This window comes from Inquilinus sp. (assembly GCF_057815775.1).
The window spans coordinates 1-22632 of the sequence record NZ_JBYRFX010000768.1 but is presented as its reverse complement, the minus strand read 5'-3'; the positions used below and the strand labels follow the sequence as shown (position 1 = coordinate 22632).

Here is a 22632-nt window from a genome sequence, read left to right as displayed (position 1 = left end):
CATGCGCACCTCGCATCTCATCACGCTGGCCGGTGCCGCCCTGGCCCTGACCCTGCTGGCCGCCTGGGTCTGCGCCCCGGCGGCCCAGGCCCAGGGCATCCCGGCCCAACTGGTGCCGCAAGGCCCGGTCCAGACCAACGGCCTGGGCAGCCTGCCCGGCGACAACCAGAGCAATGCCGGCGTGTTCGGTTCGCCGCGCGTCGCCGGGGTCTCGGCACTGCGGATCGAGATCACGATCCTGACCGCCTGCAGCGTCGACCAGGACCCGGACCTGGTCTTCCCTGGCTGGAAGCCGGGCGACCGGACCGTGGAGGGCGCCGCCGCCGTCGCCATCGACTGTTCCGCCGGCCTGCCCTACCTGCTGGCGCTGGACGGCGGCAGCGCGGGCGGCGAGGCCGGGCGCCGCCTGTCCGCCACCGGCCTCCCGGCCATGCCGTACCAGTTGTACAGCGACCCGGCGCGCCGGAGCGTCTGGGGCGACCGGCCGGGCATCGACACCCTGCCGGGCCGCGGCACCGGCGTTCCCGTCACCATCCCGGTCTATGCCCGGGCCGCGCCGCCCGCCAAGGGCGAACCCGCGACCTACCGCGACCTGGTCCGGCTCACGGTCGCCTATTGATGCAGCCCAGGAAGATCCCCGCCATGATCGCGCCGCTTCGCCCGCTTCTTCTCGTCCTGGCCATCTTCGCGGCCATGGCGTTCACGGCGACCGAGGCCGAGGCCCAGACCTGCACGGTCACCAGCATCTCGAATTTCGGCACGACGACCGTCGACATCATCGCCAACGGCGTGTCCTCGGCGACCGGGCAGGTCAGCTACAACTGCACGTCCCGCAGCGCTTTCACCGATGTGCGGTTGTGCGCCTATGTCAGGGCGACCGGCACCCAGGTCGGTCCGAACGACTATGCGTTCTATCAGACGCGCGACGCCGATTCCCGGCTGGCCTGGCAAATGACCGAGCAGTTCGATCGCCGCTATGCGCGGGACGGCGGCGGCAGCCTGTCGACCGGCGGCATCAAGCTGTATGTCGTCGGTGGCGGCACCACCACGAACATCAACGGCACCAACACGCTGACGCTGACCTATCTCGACCGGCAGCAGCAGGACCGGGTGCGGCCGGGGACCTACACCAACAGCTACCAGCTGATCACCAAGTACCTGTTCAATGCCGGCAATGCGAGTTGCGAGGCCGGCCTGGCGAGCACGACCGGGACGATCACCACCTCGTTCAGCGTCACCTCGATCGTGCCGACGAAGTGCCAGTTCGAGAACTTCCAGGATATCGATTTCGGCAATTGGGGGTCGGTCACCGCGGCGCAGGCCAGCGCGACCGGGGTGCGGGCCTTCGGCAATATCGGCGTCCGCTGCACCTACCAGACGCCCTATAGCATCACCATCGGCGACGGCACCAACGCCAATGCCGGGGTGCGGCGGATGAAGAGCGGCAGCAACTTCCTGAGCTATCTGCTGTTCCAGCCGGGCTGCAACACCGCCTGGACGACGGCGTCGCCGCTGGCCGGCACCGGCACCATCGTCAGCGCCCTCAACAACCACCAGGTCTGCGCCCAGCTGACCACGCCGCTTGCCGTGGCGCCGGCGGCCGGCACCTACACCGACACCGTGATCGCCACCATCACCTTCTGAACCGGACGGTTCCCATGGATGACCTCAATGGCAACGTCATGAGCACGACGGCGAGGGCCAGGCTCAAGGTCGCCGTGCTCTATGCCGACCGGCCGGCCGATCTCGACCTCGTGCGCAGCGACATCCGGAGCTTCGCCGATCTGTTCGAGCTGCCGATCGCCGGGGAGTTCATGCCGCAGATCCGGTCGGTCGCCCCGGATCTCGTCGTCATCCATCTCGGCCCACAGGCCAGCGCCGCCTTCGCCCGCGGTGTGCTGCGTGTCCTGCGCGGCGGTGCGCGCAAGCTGATCGTGTTCGGCAACCGCGACCTGCTGGCCGACGCCGATTTCGGCATCGAGCTGATCGGCCACAGCTTCGCCGACGCGGCGATCGGCGACGAGGCCATCCGGACCCTGATCCGGCGCAACATCGCCTTCATGGCCGGGTTCAAGCGCCGGATCGGCCGGATCGACTCCTATCTCCACCGCATGAACGACCTGAGCCAGGACATCATGATGCAGCATGTCGACATGGTGAATCTGTACCGGGAGGAGCCGGCCGACGGCCTGCGCGATGCCGGCACGGGCAGTGCCATGATCGCCGGCGGCCCGGTCACAACCGTCGACGCCGGGCTCGACGTGATCAAGGCGCTGAACAACGCGCTGGGCGACGAGTTCATGAGCGTCGAGTACTTCCAGATCCTGATGTTCCTGCACCGCGGCGCGCTGACCGGCCGGCGCGGCGTTCCGGTCGGGGAGCTGTGCGCCCTGATCAACGCCCCCTATTCCACCACCGTCCGCCGGATCGACGAGCTGGCGAAGAAGGACTATGTGCGGAAAATGACCGACACCGCCGACAAGCGGCGGATCAATGTCGAGATCACCAACCGCTCCATCGGCATCGTCGAAATCTTCCTGGGCCGGTTCAGGACATCGATCGCTCGTCTTGTCGAAAGGCGTGGCGATCAGCCGGACTGAGCCTGCGCCAGACCGGTCGAATCCCTCCCGGCGACTCGCTCGGAAGCCCCCCGCAGAAGCACGTCTCTGTCTTCCAGTTGCCTTTTTCTTGCCATCGCCGCGAAACGCGCCCATTTATGTGCGGTCATCCTGGTTCGGACGGACGGCCTGCCTCGCCCTTGCGGCCACGGATCGCTGCCATCCCGGTAACCGCTGACGCGTCGTGCAGTCCCGCGCGACGCTATCTCTTTTCTGGGAGGCATCAGATGCCGATCGGCACCGTTAAGTGGTTCAACAGCACCAAGGGTTTCGGGTTCATTCAGCCGGAGAACGGCGGCCCGGACGTTTTCGTCCACATCTCTGCGGTCGAGCGCGCGGGTCTCCGCGGTCTCGATGAAGGCCAGAAGATCTCGTACGAAGAGCAGCTTGATCCGAAGCGGAACAAGTCTTCGGCCGAGAACCTCAAGGCCGTCTAAGACTCGACCGCAAGGTCGAAAAGAGGGCGCCCGGCAAGCCGGGCGCCCTTTTCTTTTGCCTCATCCGGCCCGCCTGCCCAGCGGCGGCCACCCGGGAACCGACAGCCGGTCGGCAAAAAAATCCGCCAGCACGTCGACCTTCGACGGCCGGGCGCGGGCCGATGGCGTGACGAAATACAGTGCCCCTTCGGGCATCTTCCAGCCGGTCACCACCGCCTCGAGCCGCCCGTCGGCGAGATAGTCCGCGGCGACGAATTCCGGCAGCTCGGCAATGCCCAGGCCGTCCAGCACGGCCGGCAGCAGGGCGTCGACATTGGTCACGCGCAGCGGCCCCGAGGGCGTGACGCTCTCCTCCTCTCCCGCCGCGTTGCGGAAGCGCCAGACATCCTGCCGGGCCCGATAGGCGTAGCCGAAGCAGTGATGCGCCGCGAGATCGCGCGGATGCTGCGGCCGGTCGTGACCCGCGAGATAGGCCGGCGACGCGACGATGAAGCGCCCGATCGGGCACAGCCGCCGGGCCACCAGCGACGAATCCGGCAGCACCGCGATCCGCAGCGCGGCATCGAAGCCTTCGCCGACGAGGTCGACGGACGCGTCGCTGAGATGCAGGTCGATCGAGATATCCGGGTACAGCCGGAAGAACGCCGGCAGGATCGGCGCGACCCAGCGCAGGCCGAACGACATCGGCACCGCCAGCCGCGCGGCCTGGTGCGGCTGGCTGGACTGTTCGCGCGCCGCACTCTCCGCCGCCTCCGCCTCGCAATAGATCCGGGTCGCGCGCTCGGCCAGGCTGCGGCCGAAATCCGTCAGCGCCAGGCGGCGCGACGTCCGGTTCAGCAGGCGGGCGCCCAACCGCTCCTCCAGCCGGCCGACACCGCGCGACACGGTGGCGACGGACACGCCCAGCGCCCGGGCCGCGGCGGCGAAGGACCGTTCCTCCGCCACCTTGGCGAACATCGCCAGCCCTTCGAAATCCGGCAGTTTCGACATCGACAAACCTGCAATGATAGTTTGCATCTGTTTCTATTTTGATAGCACGACCGGACCCACACCTGTAAGCGGCGAAACCAAGATGGAGACGGACAGGTGTCACGGAAGCTCGAAGGAAAGGTCGCCGTCGTCACTGGCGGCAGCACCGGAATCGGCTTGGCCACGGCCCAGCGCTTTGCCGCCGAAGGAGCGCATGTTTATCTGACCGGCCGCCGCCAGGCCGAGCTGGACGCCGCGGTCGGGTCGATCGGCAGCCAGGCCACCGGCGTGCAGGCGGATTCCGCCAGCCTGGCCGATCTCGACCGGCTCTACGCCAAGGTGAAGGCCGAACGCGGTCGCATCGATGTGCTGTTCGCCAATGCCGGCGGCGGGTCGATGCTGCCGCTCGGCGAGATCACCGAGGAGCAGTATGACGACACCTTCAACCGCAATGTGAAGGGCGTGCTGTTCACGGTGCAGAAGGCGCTGCCGCTGCTGTCCGAAGGCGCCTCGGTCATCGTCACAGGGTCGACCACCAGCGTGTCGGGCACGGCCAATTTCAGCGTCTACAGCGCCAGCAAGGCGGCCGTGCGCAACCTGGTGCGCAGCTGGATCCTGGACCTGAAGGGCCGCAACATCCGCGTCAACACGCTGAGCCCCGGCCCGACCCGGACGCCGGGCCTGGTCAACCTCGCCGGGCCGGATGCCGCCCACCAGCAGGCGCTGCTGGACGGCCAGGCGGCCACCGTGCCGCTGGGCCGTGTCGGCGAGCCGGACGAGATCGCCAAGGTGGCGGTGTTCCTGGCCTCGGACGACGCCAGCTTCGTCAACGGCGTGGAGCTGTTCGCCGACGGCGGCTCGGCGCAGATCTGATCCCACCCGGCAGCGCCGATGTCCACCGGCGCTGCCGGATCAATCCAGGTGGAAGACCTCGGGCATCATCGCCCACCATTCGCCCGGCGCCCTGATCTCGAACGGGTCCTGGCAGGGCTCGCACACCGCCCACCATTCCTGCGTCTTCGGGTCGGCCGCCATCCGCGCCGCATCGGCGGCGAAATCGGTGCCGTGATACTCCCAATAGCCGAACAGGATGTTTTCCGGCTCCTTCAGGAAGATCGTGTAGTTGCGGATGCCGCAATCGCTGATTCGGGCCAGCACCTCGGGCCAGACCGCCGCGTGCAGCCGCCGGTATTCCGCCACCGCCTCCGGCTTCAGCCGGATGCACATGCCCATGCGCTGCATGATCCGCTCCTCCCGATCCGGCCGGCGCCGCCGGCCTGCCGGTGCGACGCTTCCCCGATCCCGCATCGGGGACCCGATGGCGTATGCTGTCATGCTTCCCGACCCCATGACAGCCCGATGGACCGCACCGTATCGCCGCCCGACGCCCCCAGAGCCCAGCCCGGCCGTTCCCGGTGGCTACCGGTGCTCGACCATATGGCCTGGCTGCTGTTGCTGGCCGTGCTGGTCGCGATGGCCCTGACGATCGACAATTTCTTCACCGCGGGCATCGCCCTCGACATTCTCTCCAGGGCGGCCATCGTCGGCCTGCTGGGGATCGGCCTGTCCTTCGTCCTGATCGCTGGGCAAATCGACCTGTCGGGCGAGTCGGTGCTGGCCCTCTCGGCGATGGTGATCGCGCTGACGGTCGGCACCCACGGCGCCGTCGGCCTGGGCTGGACGCTGGATCCGCCCTGGCTGGTGGTCCCCGCCACCCTGGCCAGCGCCCTGCTGATCGGCGCAGTGGCCGGTTTCGGCAACGCCGCGCTGGTGGTGCGGTGCAGATTCAACGCCTTCCTCGTCACTCTCGGCGCCTATGTCCTGCTGCGCAGCTTGGCGGCGGTTCTGTCGGACGGGCACGGGATCTCCGGCCTGCCGATCGAACTCCACGCGATGTGGGCCGGCACCGTGTTCGGCCTGCCGGTCCCGGTCTGGATCCTGGCTGCCGCCTTCGCCGGCTGTGGCATGGTCCTGCACCGGACCGCCTTCGGCCGGGACATCTATCGGATCGGCGCCGATCCGCAGGCCGCCGCGCGGGCCGGCATCCCGGTCGGACGGCGATTGACGGCCGCCTTCGTCATCGCCGTCATCCTGGCCGGCGCCGCCGGCTGGCTGCTGGCGGCCCGCACCGAGATCGTCATCGCCAATATCGGCATCGGCCTGCTGCTGCAGAGCTTCGCGGCGGTCACCATCGGCGGGGTCAGCCTGCGCGGCGGCGCCGGCCGCCTGTCGGGTGTGCTGGCCGGCGCCCTGCTGGTCAGCGCCATCGGCACCGCGATCGGCCGGGCGCATCTGCCGCCACAGGCCGGCCCTGTCATCCACGGCCTGCTGGTGCTGGCCGCGGTGCTGGTGGACCGGATCAGGCCGCAGCGCCGTCCAGCGCCGCCATGAAGCGGCGGCGCCAATGGACGATGTCATTGGCGCGCAGGACCCGCATCATCGCCGCGTGGCGCTCCCGCCGCTCCTCCAGCGGCATGATCAGGGCGCGTTCCAGCGCCTCGGCCACGCTCTCGACGTCGAAGGGGTTGACGATCAGCGCCGTCTCAAGCTCCTCCGCCGCACCGGCGAATTCCGATAGAACCAGCACGCCGGGGTCGTCGGGGTTCTGCGCCGCGACATATTCCTTGGCCACCAGGTTCATGCCGTCGCGCATCGGCGTCACCAGCCCGACCCGGGCGGAACGGTAGAAGCCGAGCAGGGTCTTGCGCGGCACGCTCTTGTTCAGATAGCGCAGCGGCACCCAGTCGATATCGGCGAATTCGCCGTTGATCGCCCCGGCCAGGCTTTCCAGCTGGTGCCGGATCTCCTGGTATTCGGCGACATCGCTGCGGGTCGGCGGCGCAATCTGCATGAAGCTGACCCGGCCGCGCCGGTCCGGCCATTGCTCCAGCAGAGCGCGGAACGCCTCGAACCGGCGTGGCAGGCCCTTGGAATAGTCCAGCCGGTCGACGCCGATGATCAGGTCGCGCCCGACCAGGCTGTCGCGCAGCCGGTGCGCCGACCGCATGTTCCAGGCAGCCGGGGCCTCGGTCGCGATCTCCTCGGTCTCGATCGAGATCGGGAAGGCCTCGACCGCGACGCGGCGGCCGCCGATCTCGACCCGCCCATCCGCCGTCTCGCGCCAGCTGCGATGCCAGGCCGACAGCAGCGCGTCGCGGTCGCGGTTGGTGTGCAGCCCGACCACGTCATAGGCAGCAAGGTCGTCCAGCAGGGCCTGGTAGGTCGGCAAGGTGCGCAGCACCTCGGGCGTCGGGAACGGCGTGTGCAGGAAGAAGCCGATCGGCGCGGTCACGCCGCGCTCGCGCAGCGCCCGGCCAAGCGGGATCAGCTGGTAGTCATGCACCCAGATCCGGTCGCCGGGGCGCAGCAGCGGCAGCAGCGCATCGGCGAACTGGGCGTTGACCCGTCGGTAGCCATCCTCCGCCGACCGGCTGTAATGGGCCAGCTGGATCCGGTAGTGGAAGATCGGCCAAAGCGTCGAATTGGCATGGCCGTTGTAGTAGAGGTCGAAATCGGCCTGGGACAGGTCGAGCATGGCGTAGGTCAGGCGGCCGGCGCGCTTCAGCTTCGGCTGTGGCGAGGGCTGGTCGACCAGCTGGCCGCTCCAGCCCAGCCAGATGCCGCCGGTTTCCTTCAGCGCCGCCAGCACCGCGACGGCCAGGCCGCCCTGCGGCGCCGTGCCTTCCTCAACCGGTGCGATCCGGTTCGATATGACGATCAGGCGGCCCATGCCCTTGCCTTTGCTTCAGCGGATGACGGCCAGCTGCGCGATCCAGTCGCGCGCAGCCGCTGGATCAGGCAAACGGTGCGAAGCGAGGGTCGGTTCCCTGTCGCCGACCTGCAGGGCGATGCCGCCATGGCGCAGCGCCGCGGTGAAGGCGTCCTCGTCGGTGACGTCGTCGCCCAGCGCCAGCGGCCGGCGCCCGGCAAAGGGCGGCGTTGCCAGGAACCGGTCGAGCGCCGCACCCTTGTCGACGCCTTCCGGCTTCAGCTCGACCACCATCTTGCCGGAGATGGCATGCCACCCCGGCGCCTCGGCCAGCAGGTCTTGGGCGAAGGCGACGACATCGGGCCCCAGCGCGGGTGCCTGGCGATAGTGGATCGCGACCGCGGCGCCCTTGGGTTCGACCCGCAGGCCGGGGTCGCGGCCGGTGAAGCCGCGCAGCGCCGCCTCCAGCCGTTCGAGCACGATCCGGTCGACCTCGACGCGTTCGATCGTCCCGGCCGGAGCGGCCCGCCATTCCAGCCCGTGCTGCCCGGCCGCCGGCAGGGCCAGCGGGGCGAACAGCCGGTCGAGATCGGCGATCGCCCGGCCGGACACCAGCGCCAGGGCGCCACCGAGCCGGGCCGAGAGGCGGTCCAGCGCCCCGAGCAGCTCGAACGGCACCACCACATCTTCGGGCCGCTCCGCCAAGTCGATCAAGCTGCCATCGACATCCAGGAACAATGCCAGGCCAGAAATACTCTCGGCGAATGCGGCGGTGTCGATGATCTGCGGCGCCATGCGCTGTGACATCTCCATGTCAAATTTCGATAAAGATTGTCGATCCGGAACGATTTCGGACACGACAACAGGTGCACCGGCCCCCGTATCTAGACAGCTGCGGGTGCGCCTGGGTTCCCTTTTTAAGGACGATGGCAGGCTATTTCAAGGGAAGCGGCCGATCGTCAATGACCAACTCCGAGCTGCGCCCGGAAGAAGGCGGTGACGTCGCTGTCCATCTGCCGATGGAACGCGACCCGGTCGAAGCCGGGCGCATCGACGCAGATCATGGCCCAGACCTTGGGATGCAGCGTCTCGATCCTGGGGTTGCACGGCACCAGGAAGGTGTAGTGGCCGGCGCCGGGAACCTCATGGAACTCCGGCGGCTGCGGCAGGGCCTGGCGGACAAGCGCGGTGTTCGACGGGCCGAGCACCACCGCGTCGTCGGCCGCGCCCCAGAGCTGGACCGGCACGGTAACGGCGGCCAGCGCGGCCTTGTCGAAGGCGAAGCCCAGCCCCGGCGCCGCGATCACGGCGGCGCGGATGCGCGGGTCGTGGGTCCAGGCCGGCGCCGGCCCGGCGTCGGCCGTGTCGGACAGATCGAGCTTGCAGGCCGGCTCATCGGGGTCCTGCCGGCAATGCCCCGCCAGCAGCCCCAGATCAGGGGTGCCGCCGATCGCCACCAGGGCGGTGTAGCCGCCGAAGGAGAAGCCGAAGATGCCGATCCGGGCGGAATCGAGCCGGTCATGCCCCGGCCAGCCGGCCAGCATGTAGTCGAGCACCCGGCTGATGTGGCGCGGCCGGTCGACGAGTTCGCGCGTGGCTGGGTAGCCGCCGTCCTGGTAGTTGTCGCCGGTGTGGGTGGGGGCGACCACCACGAAGCCGGCCTCGGCCAGGGCCTTTGCCAGATCGGCATGGCCGCCGAGCCAGCCGGCACTGCCATGCGAGATGATGACGAGTGGCAGATGATCGCCCCGGATCGGGGCATCGATCGCCAGCGCCTGGTCGAAGGGCGTGTTCGGCTGCGCCGGCTCAGGCGCATCGCTGGGGTACCAGATGCCGATGTCGAGCGGCCGATCGGACGGGTCCGGCGCCGTCGCGCTCTGGAAGCCGACCGCCCCCGCCGGCGCCGCGGCGAGCAGCAGCACGGCCGACAGCACCATGGCCAGACTCTTCATGAATGTCCCCTCCCCCCACGCGCTGGGCGCGCAGCTTAGTCTTCGAAGCCGATGCGGGCCTTGATGAAATTGCCTGATATCGCCACCAGCGGATGACCGCCGACGCTGGCCGGCACGGTGCTGTCGACCGAGGCAAAGCGGGCATCGACCATGTAGCTGACCGGGGTGCCGCGACGGAAGGCCAGGGCGATGTCGCCGGCATCCGCGTTCAGGCGCACCGCCTCGGCCGGCTCGGGGCTGATCAGGCGCAGATCGGCCTTCAGGGCCTGGGCCGAGACATCGATCGTGCGGGCCTGGCCGGTCAGCGACAGTTGCGCCGCCTGGGCCGCGACCCGGACCGCGCCGAAATGCCCGTCCAGCGTGGCGGAGACGGCAGCCGGGCGCAGGGCGATGTCGGCACCGGGGCGAAGATTGACCGTCAGCACCGGCCGGCAGTCATGGCCCCACCAGGAGGAACGCTGGATATCGACGGTCAGGGTGTGGCCGTCGACCTGCATGGTCGCGGCACAGTCACCCGCCCGGTCCAGCATGGCCTGCAGCGGTCGCCCCGGATCGGTGCCGATATCGACGGCCACGCCGCCGCCGGTCACCACCACCGCATCGACGCCCGTCAGGTCCACCGAGGCCGGGGCGGCCGCCCAGGCCATCGCAACGGGGGTTGCCGTGGCGGCGAAGGCCAGCCCGAAGGCAAGAGTCATCGGCAGGAAACGCGACATCACTGTCCTCCTTTAACGTCAGACCGGCTTCAACGATCAGACCGGGAATGGATGAAAAGAGGCCGGCGCCGCCAGGGCGCCAGCGTCAGCGATACAGCGGGCTGCGGTTGGTGACGGCCAGCCAGCCGCGGACGATGCGGTAGACGGTCCACAGCCACAGCGCGGCCAGCAGCGGCCAGCCGATCAGCACCCAGGTCAGCGCGCCGAACAGCAGGCCGAACAGCAGCGCCGTCCAGAAGGTGCGGATCGCCCAGGTGAAGTGGTCCCAGGCGACGGTGCCGCGGGCATCGCCGCGGGCGAGATAGGCGATGACCAAGCCGATCAGCATCGGCAGGGCGGTGAACAGCGACACGGCATAGATGGCATAGACGACGTGGCCGACCGTGTTGAAGCCGTCGCGCGAGCCGCGCGGCGAAAGAACCTCGACACCCGGTCGATAGCGGTAGGAAGCAGCCATGGGTGGCTCCAGTCTCCAGAAAGTCAGGGGTCAGCGGCCTTCGAGGTCGCGGAAGTCCCGGTTCAGCTTGAATTCGCCTGACGTGACGTAGCGCTCCATCCCGGCCATGCGCTGTTCCAGCTCGCGGAAATTGTGGCGGATGGCGGAGAAGGTGTCGGCCGGCTTGACCGAGACCGAGCGCCAGAACACCTCCTCATCCGGGCTGCGGTACAGCAGTGTCGGCCGGCGCTTCAGGAACACCGCCGCCGCCAGGTAGGCGATCAGGATGTGCGGGAAGAAGATGAAGGCCAGGACCACCGTGCCGAAGCGCACCTTGCCGGGCGAGACCCCGAAATAGGCGGCGAGGCCGGCGCAGACGCCGAGGAAGACGCCATGTTCCGGATCGCGGTAGAGGCGATGCGGGTTCGGCGATTCGGTAAAGCGGCCGGTCATGACGGCCTCCGCCACTGCGGCGCCTCGGCGTCGAGGATCTTCTCGAGAGTCACGATCCTGAGCTCCATGCGCTTGGCGCTTTCCCACAGGTCGACCAGCATGCGCTCGTCCTCACGCGACAGCGTCCGGGTCGACCGCCAGCGGGTGACGTAGTGCAGCACCAGCCAGATCGGCGCCACGATCACCAGGAAGATGATGACCGGGACGAAGAAGAAGACGTGAAACATGGTTGTCCTTGCGTCTGCGGCCCGGCGGCAAGCGCCGGGCCGGTTTGACGAAACGGATCAGGAGCCGGTGCGGCCGAGCCGCGCCTTGATCGCCTGCAGCTCCTTCTCGACGCCGCTTTCGGCCTCGAGCTCGGCGAACTCGTCCGACAGGGACTTGCGCCGGCCGAGATCGAAGGATTCGACCTGGCCCTCGACCGCGTCGATCTTGCGCTCGATCTGCTCGTAGCGGCCCAGCGCCTCGTCGATGCGGCCGTCATGCAGCTGGGTGCGGATGCGGATCTGGTCGCGCGCCGCGTCGTGCCGGATGACGAAGGATTTCTGCTTGTTCTTGGCCTCGGTCAGCTTGGCCTCGAGCCGGCCGAGATCCTCGTTGGTCTTGGCCAGCGCGGTCTCGATCATCTCCAGCTCATGGCGCAGGATCTCGACCGAGGATGCGGCCTGGGCCTTGGCGACCAGCGCGCCCTTGGCCAGGTCCTCGCGGCCCTTCTCGACCGCCAGCTCGGCCTTGCGCTGCCAATCGGCCTGCGCCGCCTCCAGCTGGTCGATCCGGCGCAGGATCTCCTTCTTGTCGGCGATCGACCGGGCGGCGGCGGTGCGCACCTCGACCAGCGTGTCTTCCATCTCCTGCACGATCAGCCGGACGATCTTTTCCGGATCCTCCGCGCGGTCGAGCATGGAGTTGATGTTGGAGTTGATGATGTCGCCCAGGCGGGAAAAGATACCCATCACACGGTCCTCTTCGATCTCACGGGAAGGTTACAGCAGCACGGAGGCGATCAGCGCACCGGCGCCGAAGAACAGCCAGTTCTCGATCGGCCGGCTGGCGATCCAGGCCAGCAGGCGCCGGCCGGTGCGCTGCCAGTCGGCACGGGGGGAAGTGGTTGAGCGGCGGCCGAAGCGGTCGGCGGTGCCGGTCGGGTCGAAACCAAAGCTCATCTCGTCCTCCTCTGGCCCGAGGCATTCGGGGGTCATTTCCCTGGATTGCAAACGCCGTGCCAGTTCTGGACATGCCGGTTTCCGGGGATTTCCCCGATTGGCCCCTTGATCATTCGGCGAAAATTTCCGAACCTTCGGCGAAATTCACCAATCGTGGATGAGGATGGCCCAGGATCTTCCGCCCCTGCTCGGCGAATCCCCCGCCTTCGCCGACCTGCTGGACCAGGTCTCGGCGGCGGCGGCGCTGGACCGGCCGGTGCTGGTGATCGGCGAGCGCGGCACCGGCAAGGAGCTGATCGCCGCCCGGCTGCACTTCCTGTCGCCGCGCTGGGACCGCGCCTTCGTCAAACTGGACTGCGCCGCCCTGTCGCCCGAGCTGCTGGAGAGCGAGCTGTTCGGCCATGAGGCCGGCGCCTTCACCGGCGCGGTGCGGCGCCATATCGGCCGGTTCGAACGCGCCGACGGCGGCACCCTGTTCCTGGACGAGCTGGCCAATGCCAGCCTGCGGGTGCAGGAAAAGCTGCTGCGGGCGATCGAGTATGGCGAGATCGAGCGGGTCGGCGGCACCCAGGCGATGACCGTCGATGTCCGCGTCGTCGCCGCCACCAATGTCGACCTGCCGAGCGAGGTCGCGGCAGGCCGGTTCCGCGGCGACCTGCTGGACCGGCTGGCCTTCGACGTGCTGACCGTGCCGCCGCTGCGGGCGCGGCCGGAGGACATCCCGCTGCTGGCGGGAGCCTTCGCCCAGGCCATGGCGCGGGCGCTGGGCCGGCCGGGCTTTCCGGGGTTCGAACCACAGGTGATGGCCGAACTGCGCGACCATGGCTGGCCCGGCAACATCCGCGAGCTGAAGAATGCGGTGGAGCGCGCGGTCTACCGCACCGCGCCGGACGAGCCGGTGAGCGAGATCGTGCTCGACCCCTTCGCCTCGCCCTGGCGGCCACGTCCGGCCGGCGAGGCTGCCGCAGCAGAGGCGGATGCCGCACCCGGCGCGGCCCCGCCCAAAGGGGCCTATGACTTCCGGGCGGCGATCGCCGCGGTGGAGAAGGCGTGGCTGGAGGCGGCCCTGGCCGCCCAGGGGGGCCATCAGGGCCGGGCGGCGACGGCGCTGGGCCTCGGCTACGATCAGCTGCGGCATCTGTTGCGCAAACACGGCATTGTGGCGCGACAGAGCGGAGAGATCGGGTGACGAAGACAGTGCTGATCACCGGCTGCAGCTCCGGCTTCGGCTTTGCCGCGGCGCGGCTGTTCGCGGAGGCCGGCTGGTCGGTCTGGGCGACGCTGCGCGGCCCCACGGACCGACCCGAGACGGCGGCGCTGGCGGCGATGCCGGGCATCACCGTGCTGGCGCTGGACGTCACCGTGGCGGCAGAGCGGGCCGCCGCCGTCGCCGCCATCGGGCCGGGCGGGCTGGACTGCCTGATCAACAATGCCGGCTACGGCCTGACCGGCCCGGTCGAGGCGCTGGACGACGACCAGATCCGCCGCCAGATCGCCGCCAACCTGGAAGGCCCGATCCTGCTGACCCGCGACCTGCTGCCGGCGCTGCGCGCGCGCCGCGGCCGGGTGATCAACATCTCCTCGCTGCTCGGCTTCCTCGGCACGCCGTTCATGGCGATCTATTGCGCCACCAAGCACGGCATGTCCGGCTTCAGCGAGGCGCTGCGCTTCGAGCTGGCGCCGCATGGCGTGCAGGTCTGCGCGGTCGAGCCGGGGCGGCACGACACCGGCTTCAACCGCCGGCTGGACCACCCGGTGCTGGCGCCGGACCTGCCCTATCACGACCTGTTCGGCCGGGCCCTGGCCCACCGGGAGACGCGTGGCGCGGTGGCGCCGGCGCAGGCGGCGGCCGTCAGCGACCGGGCGGCGCGCCGGCTGCTGCGCCTGGCCGAATCCCGGCGGATGCCGGCCCGGCTGCGCCTGGGGCGCGATGCCACGGCGCTGTTCTGGGCCCGCCGCCTGCTGCCCGAAGGCCTGTTCGACCGGCTGATGATCTTCGCAACCGGCCGCGGGGTGGCCTGAGGACGGCAGGCAAGGACAGTGGTTCCACAAGGCCGTGCCAGGCGTTCACTGACGTGAATAGGTGTGTGATGGCGTTGAATCGCGCGGATTTCTACGATGCCGAACTTCGGCGGCACAACGAGGCCTTCCGGGCGGCCCTCGGGATCGGCCCCCGCGATCGCGCGCTCGATATCGGATGCGGTGCGGGACAGACCACGCGCGAAGCGGCTCGCATCGCGGTGCAAGGCAGCGTGCTGGGCGTCGACGTCTCGGCGGAGATGCTTGAGGTTGCCCGGCAGCGCAGCGCGCAGGAAGGGTTGCGGAACGTCGATTTCGAAGAGGCCGACGCCCAGTCGCGGGTGTTTCCCCCGGCCAGCTTCGACCTATGCATCAGTCGGTTCGGGACGATGTTCTTCACCGACCCGGCGGCGGCCTTCGCGAATATCGGCCGGGCGCGCGCCTGGTGTGGATGGTGTGGCAGGGCCGGGACCGTAACGAGTGGGCGACCGTCATCCGGCAGGCGCTGGAGCCGGGGGTTGCCCTGTCAGCGGAGGTCCCTCTGGCGTTTTCGCTGGGTGATCCCGCCGTCGCCACACATGTCCTGAACGCATCCGGCTTCGTCTCGGTCGAGTTTGCCGAGGTCCATGAACCGGTCTTCTATGGTGCGGACGTCGATGCAGCCTTCGAGGCCGTGATCGGCCTGCAATTCGCCAAAGACCTGCTGGCCCGGCCGGATACGGAAGGCCAGGATGCGGAAGGCCAGGCAGCACGGCAGCGGCTGCGCGATCTGCTCGAAACGCATCTGACTGCGGACGGCGTGCTGTTCGACTCGCGCGCCTGGAGCATCACGGCCTATCGGACGAAGGCCTAGCCGACCTGCGGGCCGGGCGGGGCGCCCGGCCCGGCTGCCGACCTGGACTAGAAGCGTTCGCCGATCAATTCCTCGCTTTTGGCCCAGAGCGCCCGGGCATGGTCGCCATCGAGCGCATAGGGGCGCACGCCTTCGGCGATCGGGTTGAGGGGGGCGTCGGTCACCGTCGAGACATGGCAGTCCTCGCAGTACTTGCCGCCGACCTCGTCCGCATCGGCCACGAAGCCTGCCCAGACCGAGGTCGCAGCACCCTGCGGGATGGTCTTGAACCGATAGCGCGGCTGGCCGGCAGCGACGAGATCGGCATTGATCTGTTCCAGCATCTGGTCGATCGCATTGCCCGGCAGATGGCGGGCCAGTTCGGTCTGGATGCCGCCGGGATGCAGCGCCGCCGCACGCACGCCGCGCGCCCGATGGCGCCGGTCGAACTCGACGGCGAACAGGATGTTGGCGGTCTTCGACCGGCCATAGGCGACCCAGGGGTCGTAATCCTGGTGCTCGAAATTGGGGTCTTCCAGATCGACATCGGCGAAGCGGTGGCCGGAGGATGCGAGATTCACCAGGCGCCCGCCCGGTGCGATCAGCGATGCGATACGGTTGACGAAGGTGAAATGGCCGAGATGGTTGGTGCCGAACTGCGTCTCGAAGCCATCGGCCGTGCGGCCGAGGGGACACGCCATGACGCCGGCATTGGCGATCACGACATCGAGCGGGCGCCCATCCGCCACGATCCGGTCGGCGGCCGCGCGGACGCTGGCGAGCGAGGCGAGGTCGAGGCCGATGAGCTCGAGCCCGCCGCCGTTCCTGGCATCGGCACGGACCACCGCGGTTGCCGCTTCGGCCTTGGCCAGGTCGCGGGCCGCCCCCAGGACCTGGGCGCCATGGGCGGCAAGAACCCGCGCCGTTTCGACGCCGAGGCCGGCGGAAACGCCGGTGACGAGCACGCGCTTGCCTGCCAGGTCCACGCCGGCGAGCACGTCGTCCGTGGTGGATTCAGATCCAAAAGGTCCGGTCATGAGACTCTCCGTAAGACCAAGGGCGCAAGGGTGCCTGTGACGGCAAGCCCGTTGCCCGCCATCCCGAAATGAATTAAGAGGAGGATGCCTCCGTTTTGTAAATATGGAGGCACCCTCCGTTTATCAAGAGGCCAATGGAGACGTGACGACGAAGGGTGAGCGCGCCCAGACGCGCAAGCCGCGTGCAGATGCGGAGCGGAACCGCCTCCGCCTCCTGGAGGTGGCCAAGGCCGCCTTTGCCGAAAAGGGTGCGGATGCCAGCCTGGAGGAGATTGCGCGGCGCTCCGGCGTCGGCATCGGCACGCTCTACCGGCATTTTCCGACGCGCGATGCGCTGATCGGCGATGTCTATCGCAACGAAACCGAAAAACTGGCCATGGCGGCGGTCGAGCTTGCCGAACAGCGCCCGCCCAAGGAGGCGCTGCGCGAATGGATGCTGGTCTTCATCGACTACATCGCGACCAAGCACGGCATGTATCCGGCCCTGGATTCGCTGGTCGGGGGCGCATCCACGCTCTACGCCGCGTCCGGCCCGCTGATCAGCAACGCGATGGAGATGCTGGCCGCCCGGGCGGTGGAGAGCGGCGATATCCGCCTCGACATCCCGCCGGTCGATCTCCTGTGGGCCATCGGCGGGGTTGCCAGCAGCAATAACCCCGACTGGAAGACAGCGGGCAAGCGCCTCGTCGACATCATGATCGCCGGAATGGAGACCTGACCCCGGTCGCCTGAGACCGGGAGCATAGTCTTATCTACATAGATAGACCGTTTATTTTGGGCAATTCCCGCCGCCGGATCAGCCTGCGGCCCGACCTTTGCGCCGATTTCCTCCCGCACTGCGAGATGGCGATTGCGCCGCGGGGCCCGACTCAGGCAGGGTTTTGAAAATCCTTAAAATCCTTGCGAATGAAACGTTCTTGGGAGGCACCATGAGGGGGAATGCTCTTGCCGTCGGCCTGCTGGTCGTCGGCTTTGCCATGCCGGCGGCCGCCCAGGTCTCGGGCAATGTCGTCAAGATCGGCGTGCTGAACGACCAGTCGGGCGTCTACGCCGATTACGGCGGCAAATGGTCGGTCGAGGCCGCGAAGATGGCGGTCGAGGATTTCGGCGGCAAGGTGCTGGGCGCCCCGATCGAGATCGTGTCCGCCGACCACCAGAACAAGCCGGACATCGGCTCGAACATCGCCCGGCAATGGTTCGACGTCGACGGCGTCGACATGATCAGCGAGCTGACCACCTCCTCCGTCGCGCTCGCCGTCCAGGCGCTGGCGGCGGAGAAGCACAAGGTCACCATCACCTCCGGCGCCGTGACCGCCGACCTGACCGGCAAGGCCTGTTCGCCCACCGGCTTCCACTGGGCCTTCGACACCCATGCGCTGGCGGTCGGCACCGGCGGCGCGCTGGTGGACCAGGGCGGCGACACCTGGTTCTTCCTCACCGCTGATTACGCCTTCGGTTATTCGCTGGAGGACCAGACCACCAAATTCGTGACGTCCAAGGGCGGCAAGGTGCTGGGCAGCGTGCGGCACCCGCTGAACACCACCGACTTCTCGTCCTTCCTGCTGCAGGCCCAGGCCTCCGGCGCCAAGGTGGTCGGTTTGGCCAATGCCGGGCTGGACACCGCCAACGCGATCAAGCAGGCGGCGGAGTTCGGCATCGTCGCCGGCGGCCAGAAGCTGGCTGGCCTGCTGTTCACCCTGGCCGAGGTGCATGGCCTGGGCCTGCAGGCGGCGCAGGGCCTTGTGCTGACCGAGGATTTCTACTGGGACCGCAATGACGAGAGCCGGGCCTTCGCCCAGCGCTTCTTCGCCCGCACCCAGCGCATGCCGAATTCGGTCCAGGCCTCGGAATACTCCTCGGTGCTGCAGTATCTGAAGGCGGTGCAGGCCGCCGGCACCGATGACGGCGACAAGGTCGCCGCCAAGCTGAAGGAGCTGCCGGTGGACGACGTCTTCGCCCACAACGGCCACGTCCAGGCCGACGGCCGCATGGTGCACGATATGTACCTGTTCCAGGTCAAGGCGCCGTCGGAAAGCACCAAGCCCTGGGACTACTACAAGCAGCTGGCCACCATCCCCGGCGACCAGGCCTATCTGTCGGCGGAGACCAGCGGCTGCCCGGCGACGGCAAAGAAATAACAGGCGGATGACCGAAGCGATCCTGGTGGCGGAGGGCCTGACCAAGGCCTTCCGCGGCTTCGTCGCGGTGAAGGGCGTGAACCTGGCCGTGCGCGAAGGCACGATCCACGCCCTGATCGGCCCGAACGGCGCCGGCAAGACCACCGTGTTCAACCTGCTGACCAAGTTCCACCAGCCGACCGCGGGCCGCATCGCCTTCCGCGGCGAGGACATCACCCGGCTGAAACCGGCCGAGGTGGCGCGGCGCGGGCTGGTGCGGTCGTTCCAGATTTCGGCGGTGTTCCCGCATCTGACGGTGCTGGAGAATGTCCGGGTGGCGCTGCAGCGGCCGGAGGGGCTGGCGCGCCAGTTCTGGCGCTCCGACGCCGTGCTGCGCCGGCTGGATGACCGGGCGCTGGCGCTGATCGAGTCGGTCAATCTGAGCGAATTCGCCCGGACCGCCGCGGTCGACCTGTCCTATGGCCGCAAGCGGGCGCTGGAGATCGCCACCACCCTGGCGCTGGACCCGCCGATGCTGCTGCTGGACGAGCCGATGGCCGGCATGGGGCATGAGGAGATCGGCCGCATCGCCGAGTTGATCCGCAAGGTCGGCGCCGACCGCACCGTGCTGATGGTCGAGCACAATCTGAGCGTCGTGGCCGACCTGTGCCACCGGGTCACCGTGCTGCAGCGCGGCGAGATCCTGGCCGAGGGCAGCTACGCCGAGGTCTCGGCCGACCCGCGGGTGCGCGAGGCCTATATGGGGTCGGAGCATGCTTGAGGCGGCACCGCTGCTCCACGTGCGCGGCCTGCAGGGCTTCTACGGCGAAAGCCATGTGCTGCACGGCGTCGACATCGACGTCTTCCCGGGCGAGACCGTGACCCTGCTGGGCCGCAACGGCGCCGGCAAGACCACGACGCTGCGCGCCATCATGGGCATCCTGCGCCGGCGCCAGGGCACCATCCGGATGGCCGGCATCGATTTGCTGGCCACGCCGCCGCATCGCATCGCCAAAACCGGCATCGGCTATGTGCCGGAAGAGCGGGGCATCTTCGCCTCGCTGTCGGTGGCCGAGAACCTGACCCTGCCGCCCCGCGTCGCCGCGGGCGGCATGAGCCTGGACGAGATCTACCAGCTGTTCCCCAATCTGCAGGAACGGGCCGGCAGCCAGGGCACCAAGCTGTCGGGCGGCGAGCAGCAGATGCTGGCGATCGCCCGGGTGCTGCGCACCGGCGTGAAGCTGCTGCTGCTGGACGAGCCGACCGAGGGGCTGGCGCCGGTCATCGTGCAGCGCATCGGCGAGCTGCTGCGGGCGCTGAAGGCGCAGGGCATGACCATCCTGCTGGTCGAGCAGAACTTCCGCTTCGCCAGCGCCATCGCCGACCGCCATTACGTGATGGAGGACGGCCGCGTCGTCGCCGAGATCCGGCGCGAGGAGATGGCCGAGAAGATGGACCTGCTGCATGAGACGCTGGGAGTCTGAGATGGGGACCACATCATGATCCCGCTGCTCGGCATCCCGGTGCAGGTGCTGTTCGGCCAGCTGCTGCTCGGGCTGATCAACGGGTCGTTCTACGCCCTGCTCAGCCTCGGCCTCGCCGTCATCTTCGGCCTGCTCAACGTCATCAACTTCGCCCATGGCGTGCAGTACATGCTGGGCGCCTTCGCCGCCTGGATGCTGCTGAATTTCCTCGGCATCGGCTACTGGCCGGCGTTGGTGCTGGCGCCGCTGATCGTCGCCCTGTCCGGCATCGTGCTGGAGAAGCTGTTCCTGGCCCGGCTGTACCGGCTGGACCCGCTGTACGGCCTGCTGCTGACCTTCGGCGTCGCGCTGATCCTGGAGGGGCTGTTCCGCAGCTGGTACGGCACATCGGGCCAGCCCTACGCCCCGCCGGCGGCGCTGACCGGCGCGGTCAATCTCGGCTTCATGGTGCTGCCGATCTATCGCGGCTGGGTCATCCTGGCCTCGGTCGTGATCTGCTTCGCCACCTGGTTCGTGATCGAGAAGACGCCGCTGGGCGCCACGCTGCGCGCCGCGACCGAGAACCCGGTGCTGGTCCAGGCCTTCGGCATCAACGTGCCGCGCATGATCACCCTGACCTATGCCTTCGGCGTCGGCCTGGCCGGGCTGGCCGGGGTGCTGGCCGCGCCGGTCTACCAGGTCAGCCCGCTGATGGGGTCGAACCTGATCATCGTCGTCTTCGCCGTGGTGGTGATCGGCGGCATGGGATCGATCATGGGCGCCATCGTCACCGGCTTCGCGCTGGGCATCTTCGAGGGGCTGACCAAGGTGTTCTATCCGCCGGCGTCGAACATCGTGGTCTTCGTCATCATGGCGGTGGTGCTGCTGATCCGCCCCGCCGGCCTGTTCGGGCGGGAGCGCTGAGCGTGGCGGCGAGGATGACCGGCGTGAAGATCGCCGCGGTGCTGGCGGTCGTCATCGTGGCGCTGGGCGCGCCCTATCTGCTGTACCCCGTCTTCCTGATGAAGCTGCTGTGCTTCGCCCTGTTCGCCTGCGCCTTCAACCTGCTGATCGGGTATGTCGGACTGCTGTCCTTCGGCCATGCCGCCTTCTTCGGCGGCGCCGCCTATGTGACGGCGCATGCGGCGAAGGTGTGGGGCTGGCCGCCGGAGCTCGCCATCCTGGCCGGCACCGCCGCAGCCGCCGTGCTGGGGCTGGTGATGGGCTTCGTGGCGATCCGCCGCCAGGGCATCTATTTCGCGATGATCACCCTGGCGCTGTCGCAGATGGTGTTCTTCGTCGCCCTGCAGGCGCCGTTCACCGGCGGCGAGGACGGCATCCAGTCGGTGCCGCAGGGCCGGATGTTCGGGCTGTTCGACCTGTCGGATTCCCTGACCTTCTACTACGTCGTGCTGGCGATCTTCGCCCTCGGCTTCTTCCTGATCTGGCGCGTGGTGCATTCGCCCTTCGGCCAGATCCTGAAGGCGATCCGCGAGAACGAGCCGCGGGCGATCTCGCTGGGCTACCGGGTCGACGCCTACAAGCTGACCGCCTTCGTCATGTCGGCGGCGCTGGCCGGGCTGGCCGGCGGCACCAAGGCGCTGGTGTTCCAGCTGGCGTCGCTGACCGACGTGCAGTGGCAGATGTCGGGCGAGGTCATCCTGATGACGCTGCTGGGCGGCATCGGCACCCTGGTCGGCCCGGTGGTCGGCGCCGGGCTGGTGGCGGCGCTGGAGAACTACCTGGCCGAATCCGCCCTGCCGGTGACGGTGGTGACCGGGGCGATCTTCGTGATCGTGGTGCTGCTGTTCCGCCGCGGCATCGTCGGCGAAATCGTCCACTGGCTGAAGCGCAGGGGATAGCCGACCCTATCTTGCACTGAGAGCAATGCTCCGATTGCACCGATCATTGCATCGGGTCAATCTGCCCGTATCAACTGGATTGTACGGGCCATGGACCTCACGGTTGCCACCATCCTGGTCGCCTTTGCCGGCGTCTTCCTGATCTCCCTGCTGCGCGGCGCGTTCGGCGGCGGCTTCGCCATCATCGGCATTCCGCTGCTGTCGCTGGTGATGGACCCGGTGACGGCGGGCGGCCTGCTGGCGCCGCTGTTCGTGGCGACGGACCTGGTCGCGCTGCGCTACTGGAAGCCCTCGACCTGGTCGCGGCCGGACCTCGCGCTGCTGCTGCCCGGCCTGCTGGTCGGCGTCGGGCTCGGCACCGTGCTGTTCACCATCCTCGACCACCGCGCCATCGCCATCGTGATGGCGGCCGTCACCCTCGCCTTCGTCGGCCTGTGGTTCGCCCGGGGCGCGACGGTGACCATCCAGCCGCGGTCGACGCCGAAGGCGATCACCGCCGGCCTCGCCTCGGGGATGACCACCATGGTGGCGCATTCCGGCGGGCCGCCGCTGGCGATGTACCTGCTGCCGCTCGGCCTCAGCAAGGCGGTGTATGCCGGCACCACCAGCCTGTTCTTCACCGTCGGCAACGCCACCAAGGCGGTGCCGTGGCTGCTGCTGTCGCGGCCGACCGGCGATGTCTGGACCCTGATGGCGCTGTGCCTGCCCGCCATCCCCGCCGGCGTCTGGCTGGGCTGGCGGCTGCACGGCCGGCTGGACCAGCGCCAGACCTACCGCGCCTGCTACGGCCTGCTGGTGCTGACGGCGCTGAAGCTGCTGTGGGACGGCGTCTCCGGCTATCTCGCCTGA

29 protein-coding genes are annotated in these 22632 nt (G+C 68.7%); 17 read left to right on the top strand and 12 right to left on the bottom strand.

Features of this window, described 5'->3' with window-relative positions:
• Position 1: 1 nt before the first annotated feature.
• From AC3XYG_RS27050 to AC3XYG_RS27035, 4 genes are all read left to right on the top strand, one after another.
• On the top strand, positions 2 to 619 hold the full coding sequence (locus tag AC3XYG_RS27050) for a Csu type fimbrial protein (RefSeq protein ID WP_489142976.1): 618 nt from the start codon (positions 2 to 4) through the stop codon (positions 617 to 619).
• Between the two features lie 23 nt (positions 620 to 642).
• Positions 643 to 1644, top strand: coding sequence for a Csu type fimbrial protein (locus AC3XYG_RS27045; RefSeq protein WP_489142975.1), 1002 nt, complete (start codon positions 643 to 645; stop codon positions 1642 to 1644).
• 14 nt (positions 1645 to 1658) lie between these two features.
• On the top strand, positions 1659 to 2600 hold the full coding sequence (locus AC3XYG_RS27040) for a MarR family winged helix-turn-helix transcriptional regulator (protein ID WP_489142974.1): 942 nt from the start codon (positions 1659 to 1661) through the stop codon (positions 2598 to 2600).
• A 245-nt stretch (positions 2601 to 2845) separates the two neighbouring features.
• Entirely contained in the window at positions 2846 to 3055 is a 210-nt protein-coding gene (locus AC3XYG_RS27035; protein ID WP_309801538.1) for a cold-shock protein, read from the top strand.
• A 60-nt stretch (positions 3056 to 3115) separates the two neighbouring features.
• Here AC3XYG_RS27035 and AC3XYG_RS27030 read toward each other — a convergent pair whose 3' ends face one another.
• Positions 3116 to 4045, bottom strand: coding sequence for a LysR family transcriptional regulator (locus AC3XYG_RS27030; protein ID WP_489142973.1), 930 nt, complete (start codon positions 4043 to 4045; stop codon positions 3116 to 3118).
• A gap of 96 nt (positions 4046 to 4141) precedes the next feature.
• On the opposite strand from AC3XYG_RS27030, the gene AC3XYG_RS27025 reads away from it, so the two are divergent.
• A complete protein-coding gene (locus AC3XYG_RS27025; RefSeq protein ID WP_489142972.1) occupies positions 4142 to 4897 on the top strand; it encodes an SDR family NAD(P)-dependent oxidoreductase in 756 nt (251 codons plus the stop codon).
• A gap of 39 nt (positions 4898 to 4936) precedes the next feature.
• On the opposite strand, the gene AC3XYG_RS27020 is transcribed toward AC3XYG_RS27025, so the two are convergent.
• Positions 4937 to 5266: an L-rhamnose mutarotase gene (locus AC3XYG_RS27020; protein WP_489142971.1), complete on the bottom strand. Its 330-nt coding sequence runs from the start codon at positions 5264 to 5266 to the stop codon at positions 4937 to 4939.
• Positions 5267 to 5383: 117 nt separating this feature from the next.
• Here AC3XYG_RS27020 and AC3XYG_RS27015 point away from each other — a divergent pair, with 117 nt between their 5' ends.
• Entirely contained in the window at positions 5384 to 6415 is a 1032-nt protein-coding gene (locus AC3XYG_RS27015) for an ABC transporter permease (RefSeq protein ID WP_489142970.1), read from the top strand.
• On the opposite strand, the gene otsA is transcribed toward AC3XYG_RS27015, so the two are convergent.
• From otsA to AC3XYG_RS26970, 9 genes are all read right to left on the bottom strand, one after another.
• Positions 6384 to 7754 (bottom strand): alpha,alpha-trehalose-phosphate synthase (UDP-forming), encoded by a 1371-nt coding sequence (gene otsA / locus AC3XYG_RS27010; RefSeq protein ID WP_489142969.1) that lies wholly within the window; start codon positions 7752 to 7754, stop codon positions 6384 to 6386. The genes AC3XYG_RS27015 and otsA overlap by 32 nt on opposite strands.
• 15 nt (positions 7755 to 7769) lie before the next feature.
• On the bottom strand, positions 7770 to 8546 hold the full coding sequence (gene otsB / locus AC3XYG_RS27005; RefSeq protein ID WP_489142968.1) for a trehalose-phosphatase: 777 nt from the start codon (positions 8544 to 8546) through the stop codon (positions 7770 to 7772).
• 146 nt (positions 8547 to 8692) lie between these two features.
• Positions 8693 to 9685 (bottom strand): alpha/beta hydrolase family protein, encoded by a 993-nt coding sequence (locus AC3XYG_RS27000; RefSeq protein WP_489142967.1) that lies wholly within the window; start codon positions 9683 to 9685, stop codon positions 8693 to 8695.
• Between the two features lie 35 nt (positions 9686 to 9720).
• Positions 9721 to 10401, bottom strand: a complete 681-nt coding sequence (locus AC3XYG_RS26995) for a hypothetical protein (RefSeq protein WP_489142966.1) — start codon at positions 10399 to 10401, stop codon at positions 9721 to 9723.
• Positions 10402 to 10486: 85 nt separating this feature from the next.
• Complete coding sequence (locus AC3XYG_RS26990; RefSeq protein WP_489142965.1) at positions 10487 to 10858, bottom strand: DUF4870 family protein; 372 nt, start codon at positions 10856 to 10858, stop codon at positions 10487 to 10489.
• Positions 10859 to 10888: 30 nt separating this feature from the next.
• A complete protein-coding gene (gene pspC, locus AC3XYG_RS26985) occupies positions 10889 to 11290 on the bottom strand; it encodes an envelope stress response membrane protein PspC (RefSeq protein WP_489142964.1) in 402 nt (133 codons plus the stop codon).
• Positions 11287 to 11517 carry an envelope stress response membrane protein PspB gene (gene pspB / locus AC3XYG_RS26980; RefSeq protein ID WP_489142963.1) on the bottom strand — a complete coding sequence of 77 codons (231 nt, stop codon included), beginning with the start codon at positions 11515 to 11517 and terminating at the stop codon, positions 11287 to 11289. The genes pspC and pspB overlap by 4 nt, the downstream gene beginning before the upstream one ends.
• 57 nt (positions 11518 to 11574) lie before the next feature.
• Positions 11575 to 12243 carry a phage shock protein PspA gene (gene pspA / locus AC3XYG_RS26975; protein WP_489142962.1) on the bottom strand — a complete coding sequence of 223 codons (669 nt, stop codon included), beginning with the start codon at positions 12241 to 12243 and terminating at the stop codon, positions 11575 to 11577.
• Positions 12244 to 12273: 30 nt separating this feature from the next.
• A complete protein-coding gene (locus AC3XYG_RS26970; protein ID WP_489142961.1) occupies positions 12274 to 12453 on the bottom strand; it encodes a hypothetical protein in 180 nt (59 codons plus the stop codon).
• A 163-nt stretch (positions 12454 to 12616) separates the two neighbouring features.
• Here AC3XYG_RS26970 and pspF point away from each other — a divergent pair, with 163 nt between their 5' ends.
• The 4 genes from pspF (at position 12617) to AC3XYG_RS26950 (ending at position 15325) form a co-directional block, all read left to right on the top strand.
• Positions 12617 to 13642 (top strand): phage shock protein operon transcriptional activator, encoded by a 1026-nt coding sequence (gene pspF / locus AC3XYG_RS26965; RefSeq protein ID WP_489142960.1) that lies wholly within the window; start codon positions 12617 to 12619, stop codon positions 13640 to 13642.
• The gene (locus tag AC3XYG_RS26960) at positions 13639 to 14475 is read left to right on the top strand and encodes an SDR family NAD(P)-dependent oxidoreductase (protein ID WP_489142959.1); all 837 of its coding nucleotides are present in this window, start codon (positions 13639 to 13641) and stop codon (positions 14473 to 14475) included. The genes pspF and AC3XYG_RS26960 overlap by 4 nt, the downstream gene beginning before the upstream one ends.
• A gap of 68 nt (positions 14476 to 14543) precedes the next feature.
• Positions 14544 to 15059: a class I SAM-dependent methyltransferase gene (locus AC3XYG_RS26955; protein WP_489142958.1), complete on the top strand. Its 516-nt coding sequence runs from the start codon at positions 14544 to 14546 to the stop codon at positions 15057 to 15059.
• 86 nt (positions 15060 to 15145) lie between these two features.
• Positions 15146 to 15325, top strand: a complete 180-nt coding sequence (locus AC3XYG_RS26950) for a hypothetical protein (protein WP_489142957.1) — start codon at positions 15146 to 15148, stop codon at positions 15323 to 15325.
• A gap of 47 nt (positions 15326 to 15372) precedes the next feature.
• Here the strand turns inward: AC3XYG_RS26950 and AC3XYG_RS26945 are convergent, their stop codons facing one another.
• On the bottom strand, positions 15373 to 16341 hold the full coding sequence (locus AC3XYG_RS26945; RefSeq protein WP_489142956.1) for an SDR family NAD(P)-dependent oxidoreductase: 969 nt from the start codon (positions 16339 to 16341) through the stop codon (positions 15373 to 15375).
• Between the two features lie 142 nt (positions 16342 to 16483).
• On the opposite strand from AC3XYG_RS26945, the gene AC3XYG_RS26940 reads away from it, so the two are divergent.
• The 7 genes from AC3XYG_RS26940 (at position 16484) to AC3XYG_RS26910 (ending at position 22632) form a co-directional block, all read left to right on the top strand.
• Positions 16484 to 17059, top strand: a complete 576-nt coding sequence (locus tag AC3XYG_RS26940) for a TetR/AcrR family transcriptional regulator (protein ID WP_489142955.1) — start codon at positions 16484 to 16486, stop codon at positions 17057 to 17059.
• A gap of 211 nt (positions 17060 to 17270) precedes the next feature.
• Complete coding sequence (locus AC3XYG_RS26935; RefSeq protein WP_489142954.1) at positions 17271 to 18479, top strand: ABC transporter substrate-binding protein; 1209 nt, start codon at positions 17271 to 17273, stop codon at positions 18477 to 18479.
• 7 nt (positions 18480 to 18486) lie between these two features.
• A complete protein-coding gene (locus tag AC3XYG_RS26930; RefSeq protein WP_489142953.1) occupies positions 18487 to 19239 on the top strand; it encodes an ABC transporter ATP-binding protein in 753 nt (250 codons plus the stop codon).
• Entirely contained in the window at positions 19232 to 19942 is a 711-nt protein-coding gene (locus AC3XYG_RS26925; protein ID WP_489142952.1) for an ABC transporter ATP-binding protein, read from the top strand. The genes AC3XYG_RS26930 and AC3XYG_RS26925 overlap by 8 nt, the downstream gene beginning before the upstream one ends.
• Positions 19943 to 19957: 15 nt before the next feature.
• Positions 19958 to 20845 (top strand): branched-chain amino acid ABC transporter permease, encoded by an 888-nt coding sequence (locus AC3XYG_RS26920; protein WP_489142951.1) that lies wholly within the window; start codon positions 19958 to 19960, stop codon positions 20843 to 20845.
• Between the two features lie 14 nt (positions 20846 to 20859).
• The gene (locus AC3XYG_RS26915) at positions 20860 to 21783 is read left to right on the top strand and encodes a branched-chain amino acid ABC transporter permease (protein ID WP_489142984.1); all 924 of its coding nucleotides are present in this window, start codon (positions 20860 to 20862) and stop codon (positions 21781 to 21783) included.
• Between the two features lie 90 nt (positions 21784 to 21873).
• Entirely contained in the window at positions 21874 to 22632 is a 759-nt protein-coding gene (locus AC3XYG_RS26910) for a sulfite exporter TauE/SafE family protein (protein WP_489142950.1), read from the top strand.

What these genes read in the sequence shown, in the direction of transcription:
- AC3XYG_RS27045 (WP_489142975.1), top strand. Translation starts at nt 643, where the DNA reads ATGATCGCGCCGCTTCGCCCGCTTCTTCTCGTCCTGGCCATCTTCGCG.
- pspC (WP_489142964.1), bottom strand. Translation starts at nt 11,290, where the DNA reads ATGACCGGCCGCTTTACCGAATCGCCGAACCCGCATCGCCTCTACCGC.
- AC3XYG_RS26920 (WP_489142951.1), top strand. Translation starts at nt 19,958, where the DNA reads ATGATCCCGCTGCTCGGCATCCCGGTGCAGGTGCTGTTCGGCCAGCTG.
- AC3XYG_RS26945 (WP_489142956.1), bottom strand. Translation starts at nt 16,341, where the DNA reads ATGACCGGACCTTTTGGATCTGAATCCACCACGGACGACGTGCTCGCC.
- AC3XYG_RS27015 (WP_489142970.1), top strand. Translation starts at nt 5,384, where the DNA reads ATGGACCGCACCGTATCGCCGCCCGACGCCCCCAGAGCCCAGCCCGGC.
- pspB (WP_489142963.1), bottom strand. Translation starts at nt 11,517, where the DNA reads ATGTTTCACGTCTTCTTCTTCGTCCCGGTCATCATCTTCCTGGTGATC.
- pspF (WP_489142960.1), top strand. Translation starts at nt 12,617, where the DNA reads ATGGCCCAGGATCTTCCGCCCCTGCTCGGCGAATCCCCCGCCTTCGCC.
- AC3XYG_RS26970 (WP_489142961.1), bottom strand. Translation starts at nt 12,453, where the DNA reads ATGAGCTTTGGTTTCGACCCGACCGGCACCGCCGACCGCTTCGGCCGC.
- AC3XYG_RS26930 (WP_489142953.1), top strand. Translation starts at nt 18,487, where the DNA reads ATGACCGAAGCGATCCTGGTGGCGGAGGGCCTGACCAAGGCCTTCCGC.
- AC3XYG_RS27030 (WP_489142973.1), bottom strand. Translation starts at nt 4,045, where the DNA reads ATGTCGAAACTGCCGGATTTCGAAGGGCTGGCGATGTTCGCCAAGGTG.
- AC3XYG_RS27020 (WP_489142971.1), bottom strand. Translation starts at nt 5,266, where the DNA reads ATGCAGCGCATGGGCATGTGCATCCGGCTGAAGCCGGAGGCGGTGGCG.
- AC3XYG_RS26955 (WP_489142958.1), top strand. Translation starts at nt 14,544, where the DNA reads ATGGCGTTGAATCGCGCGGATTTCTACGATGCCGAACTTCGGCGGCAC.
- otsB (WP_489142968.1), bottom strand. Translation starts at nt 8,546, where the DNA reads ATGGAGATGTCACAGCGCATGGCGCCGCAGATCATCGACACCGCCGCA.
- AC3XYG_RS27040 (WP_489142974.1), top strand. Translation starts at nt 1,659, where the DNA reads ATGGATGACCTCAATGGCAACGTCATGAGCACGACGGCGAGGGCCAGG.
- AC3XYG_RS27000 (WP_489142967.1), bottom strand. Translation starts at nt 9,685, where the DNA reads ATGAAGAGTCTGGCCATGGTGCTGTCGGCCGTGCTGCTGCTCGCCGCG.
- AC3XYG_RS26910 (WP_489142950.1), top strand. Translation starts at nt 21,874, where the DNA reads ATGGACCTCACGGTTGCCACCATCCTGGTCGCCTTTGCCGGCGTCTTC.
- pspA (WP_489142962.1), bottom strand. Translation starts at nt 12,243, where the DNA reads ATGGGTATCTTTTCCCGCCTGGGCGACATCATCAACTCCAACATCAAC.
- AC3XYG_RS26990 (WP_489142965.1), bottom strand. Translation starts at nt 10,858, where the DNA reads ATGGCTGCTTCCTACCGCTATCGACCGGGTGTCGAGGTTCTTTCGCCG.
- AC3XYG_RS26935 (WP_489142954.1), top strand. Translation starts at nt 17,271, where the DNA reads ATGAGGGGGAATGCTCTTGCCGTCGGCCTGCTGGTCGTCGGCTTTGCC.
- AC3XYG_RS27050 (WP_489142976.1), top strand. Translation starts at nt 2, where the DNA reads ATGCGCACCTCGCATCTCATCACGCTGGCCGGTGCCGCCCTGGCCCTG.
- otsA (WP_489142969.1), bottom strand. Translation starts at nt 7,754, where the DNA reads ATGGGCCGCCTGATCGTCATATCGAACCGGATCGCACCGGTTGAGGAA.
- AC3XYG_RS27035 (WP_309801538.1), top strand. Translation starts at nt 2,846, where the DNA reads ATGCCGATCGGCACCGTTAAGTGGTTCAACAGCACCAAGGGTTTCGGG.
- AC3XYG_RS26995 (WP_489142966.1), bottom strand. Translation starts at nt 10,401, where the DNA reads ATGTCGCGTTTCCTGCCGATGACTCTTGCCTTCGGGCTGGCCTTCGCC.
- AC3XYG_RS26915 (WP_489142984.1), top strand. Translation starts at nt 20,860, where the DNA reads ATGACCGGCGTGAAGATCGCCGCGGTGCTGGCGGTCGTCATCGTGGCG.
- AC3XYG_RS26925 (WP_489142952.1), top strand. Translation starts at nt 19,232, where the DNA reads ATGCTTGAGGCGGCACCGCTGCTCCACGTGCGCGGCCTGCAGGGCTTC.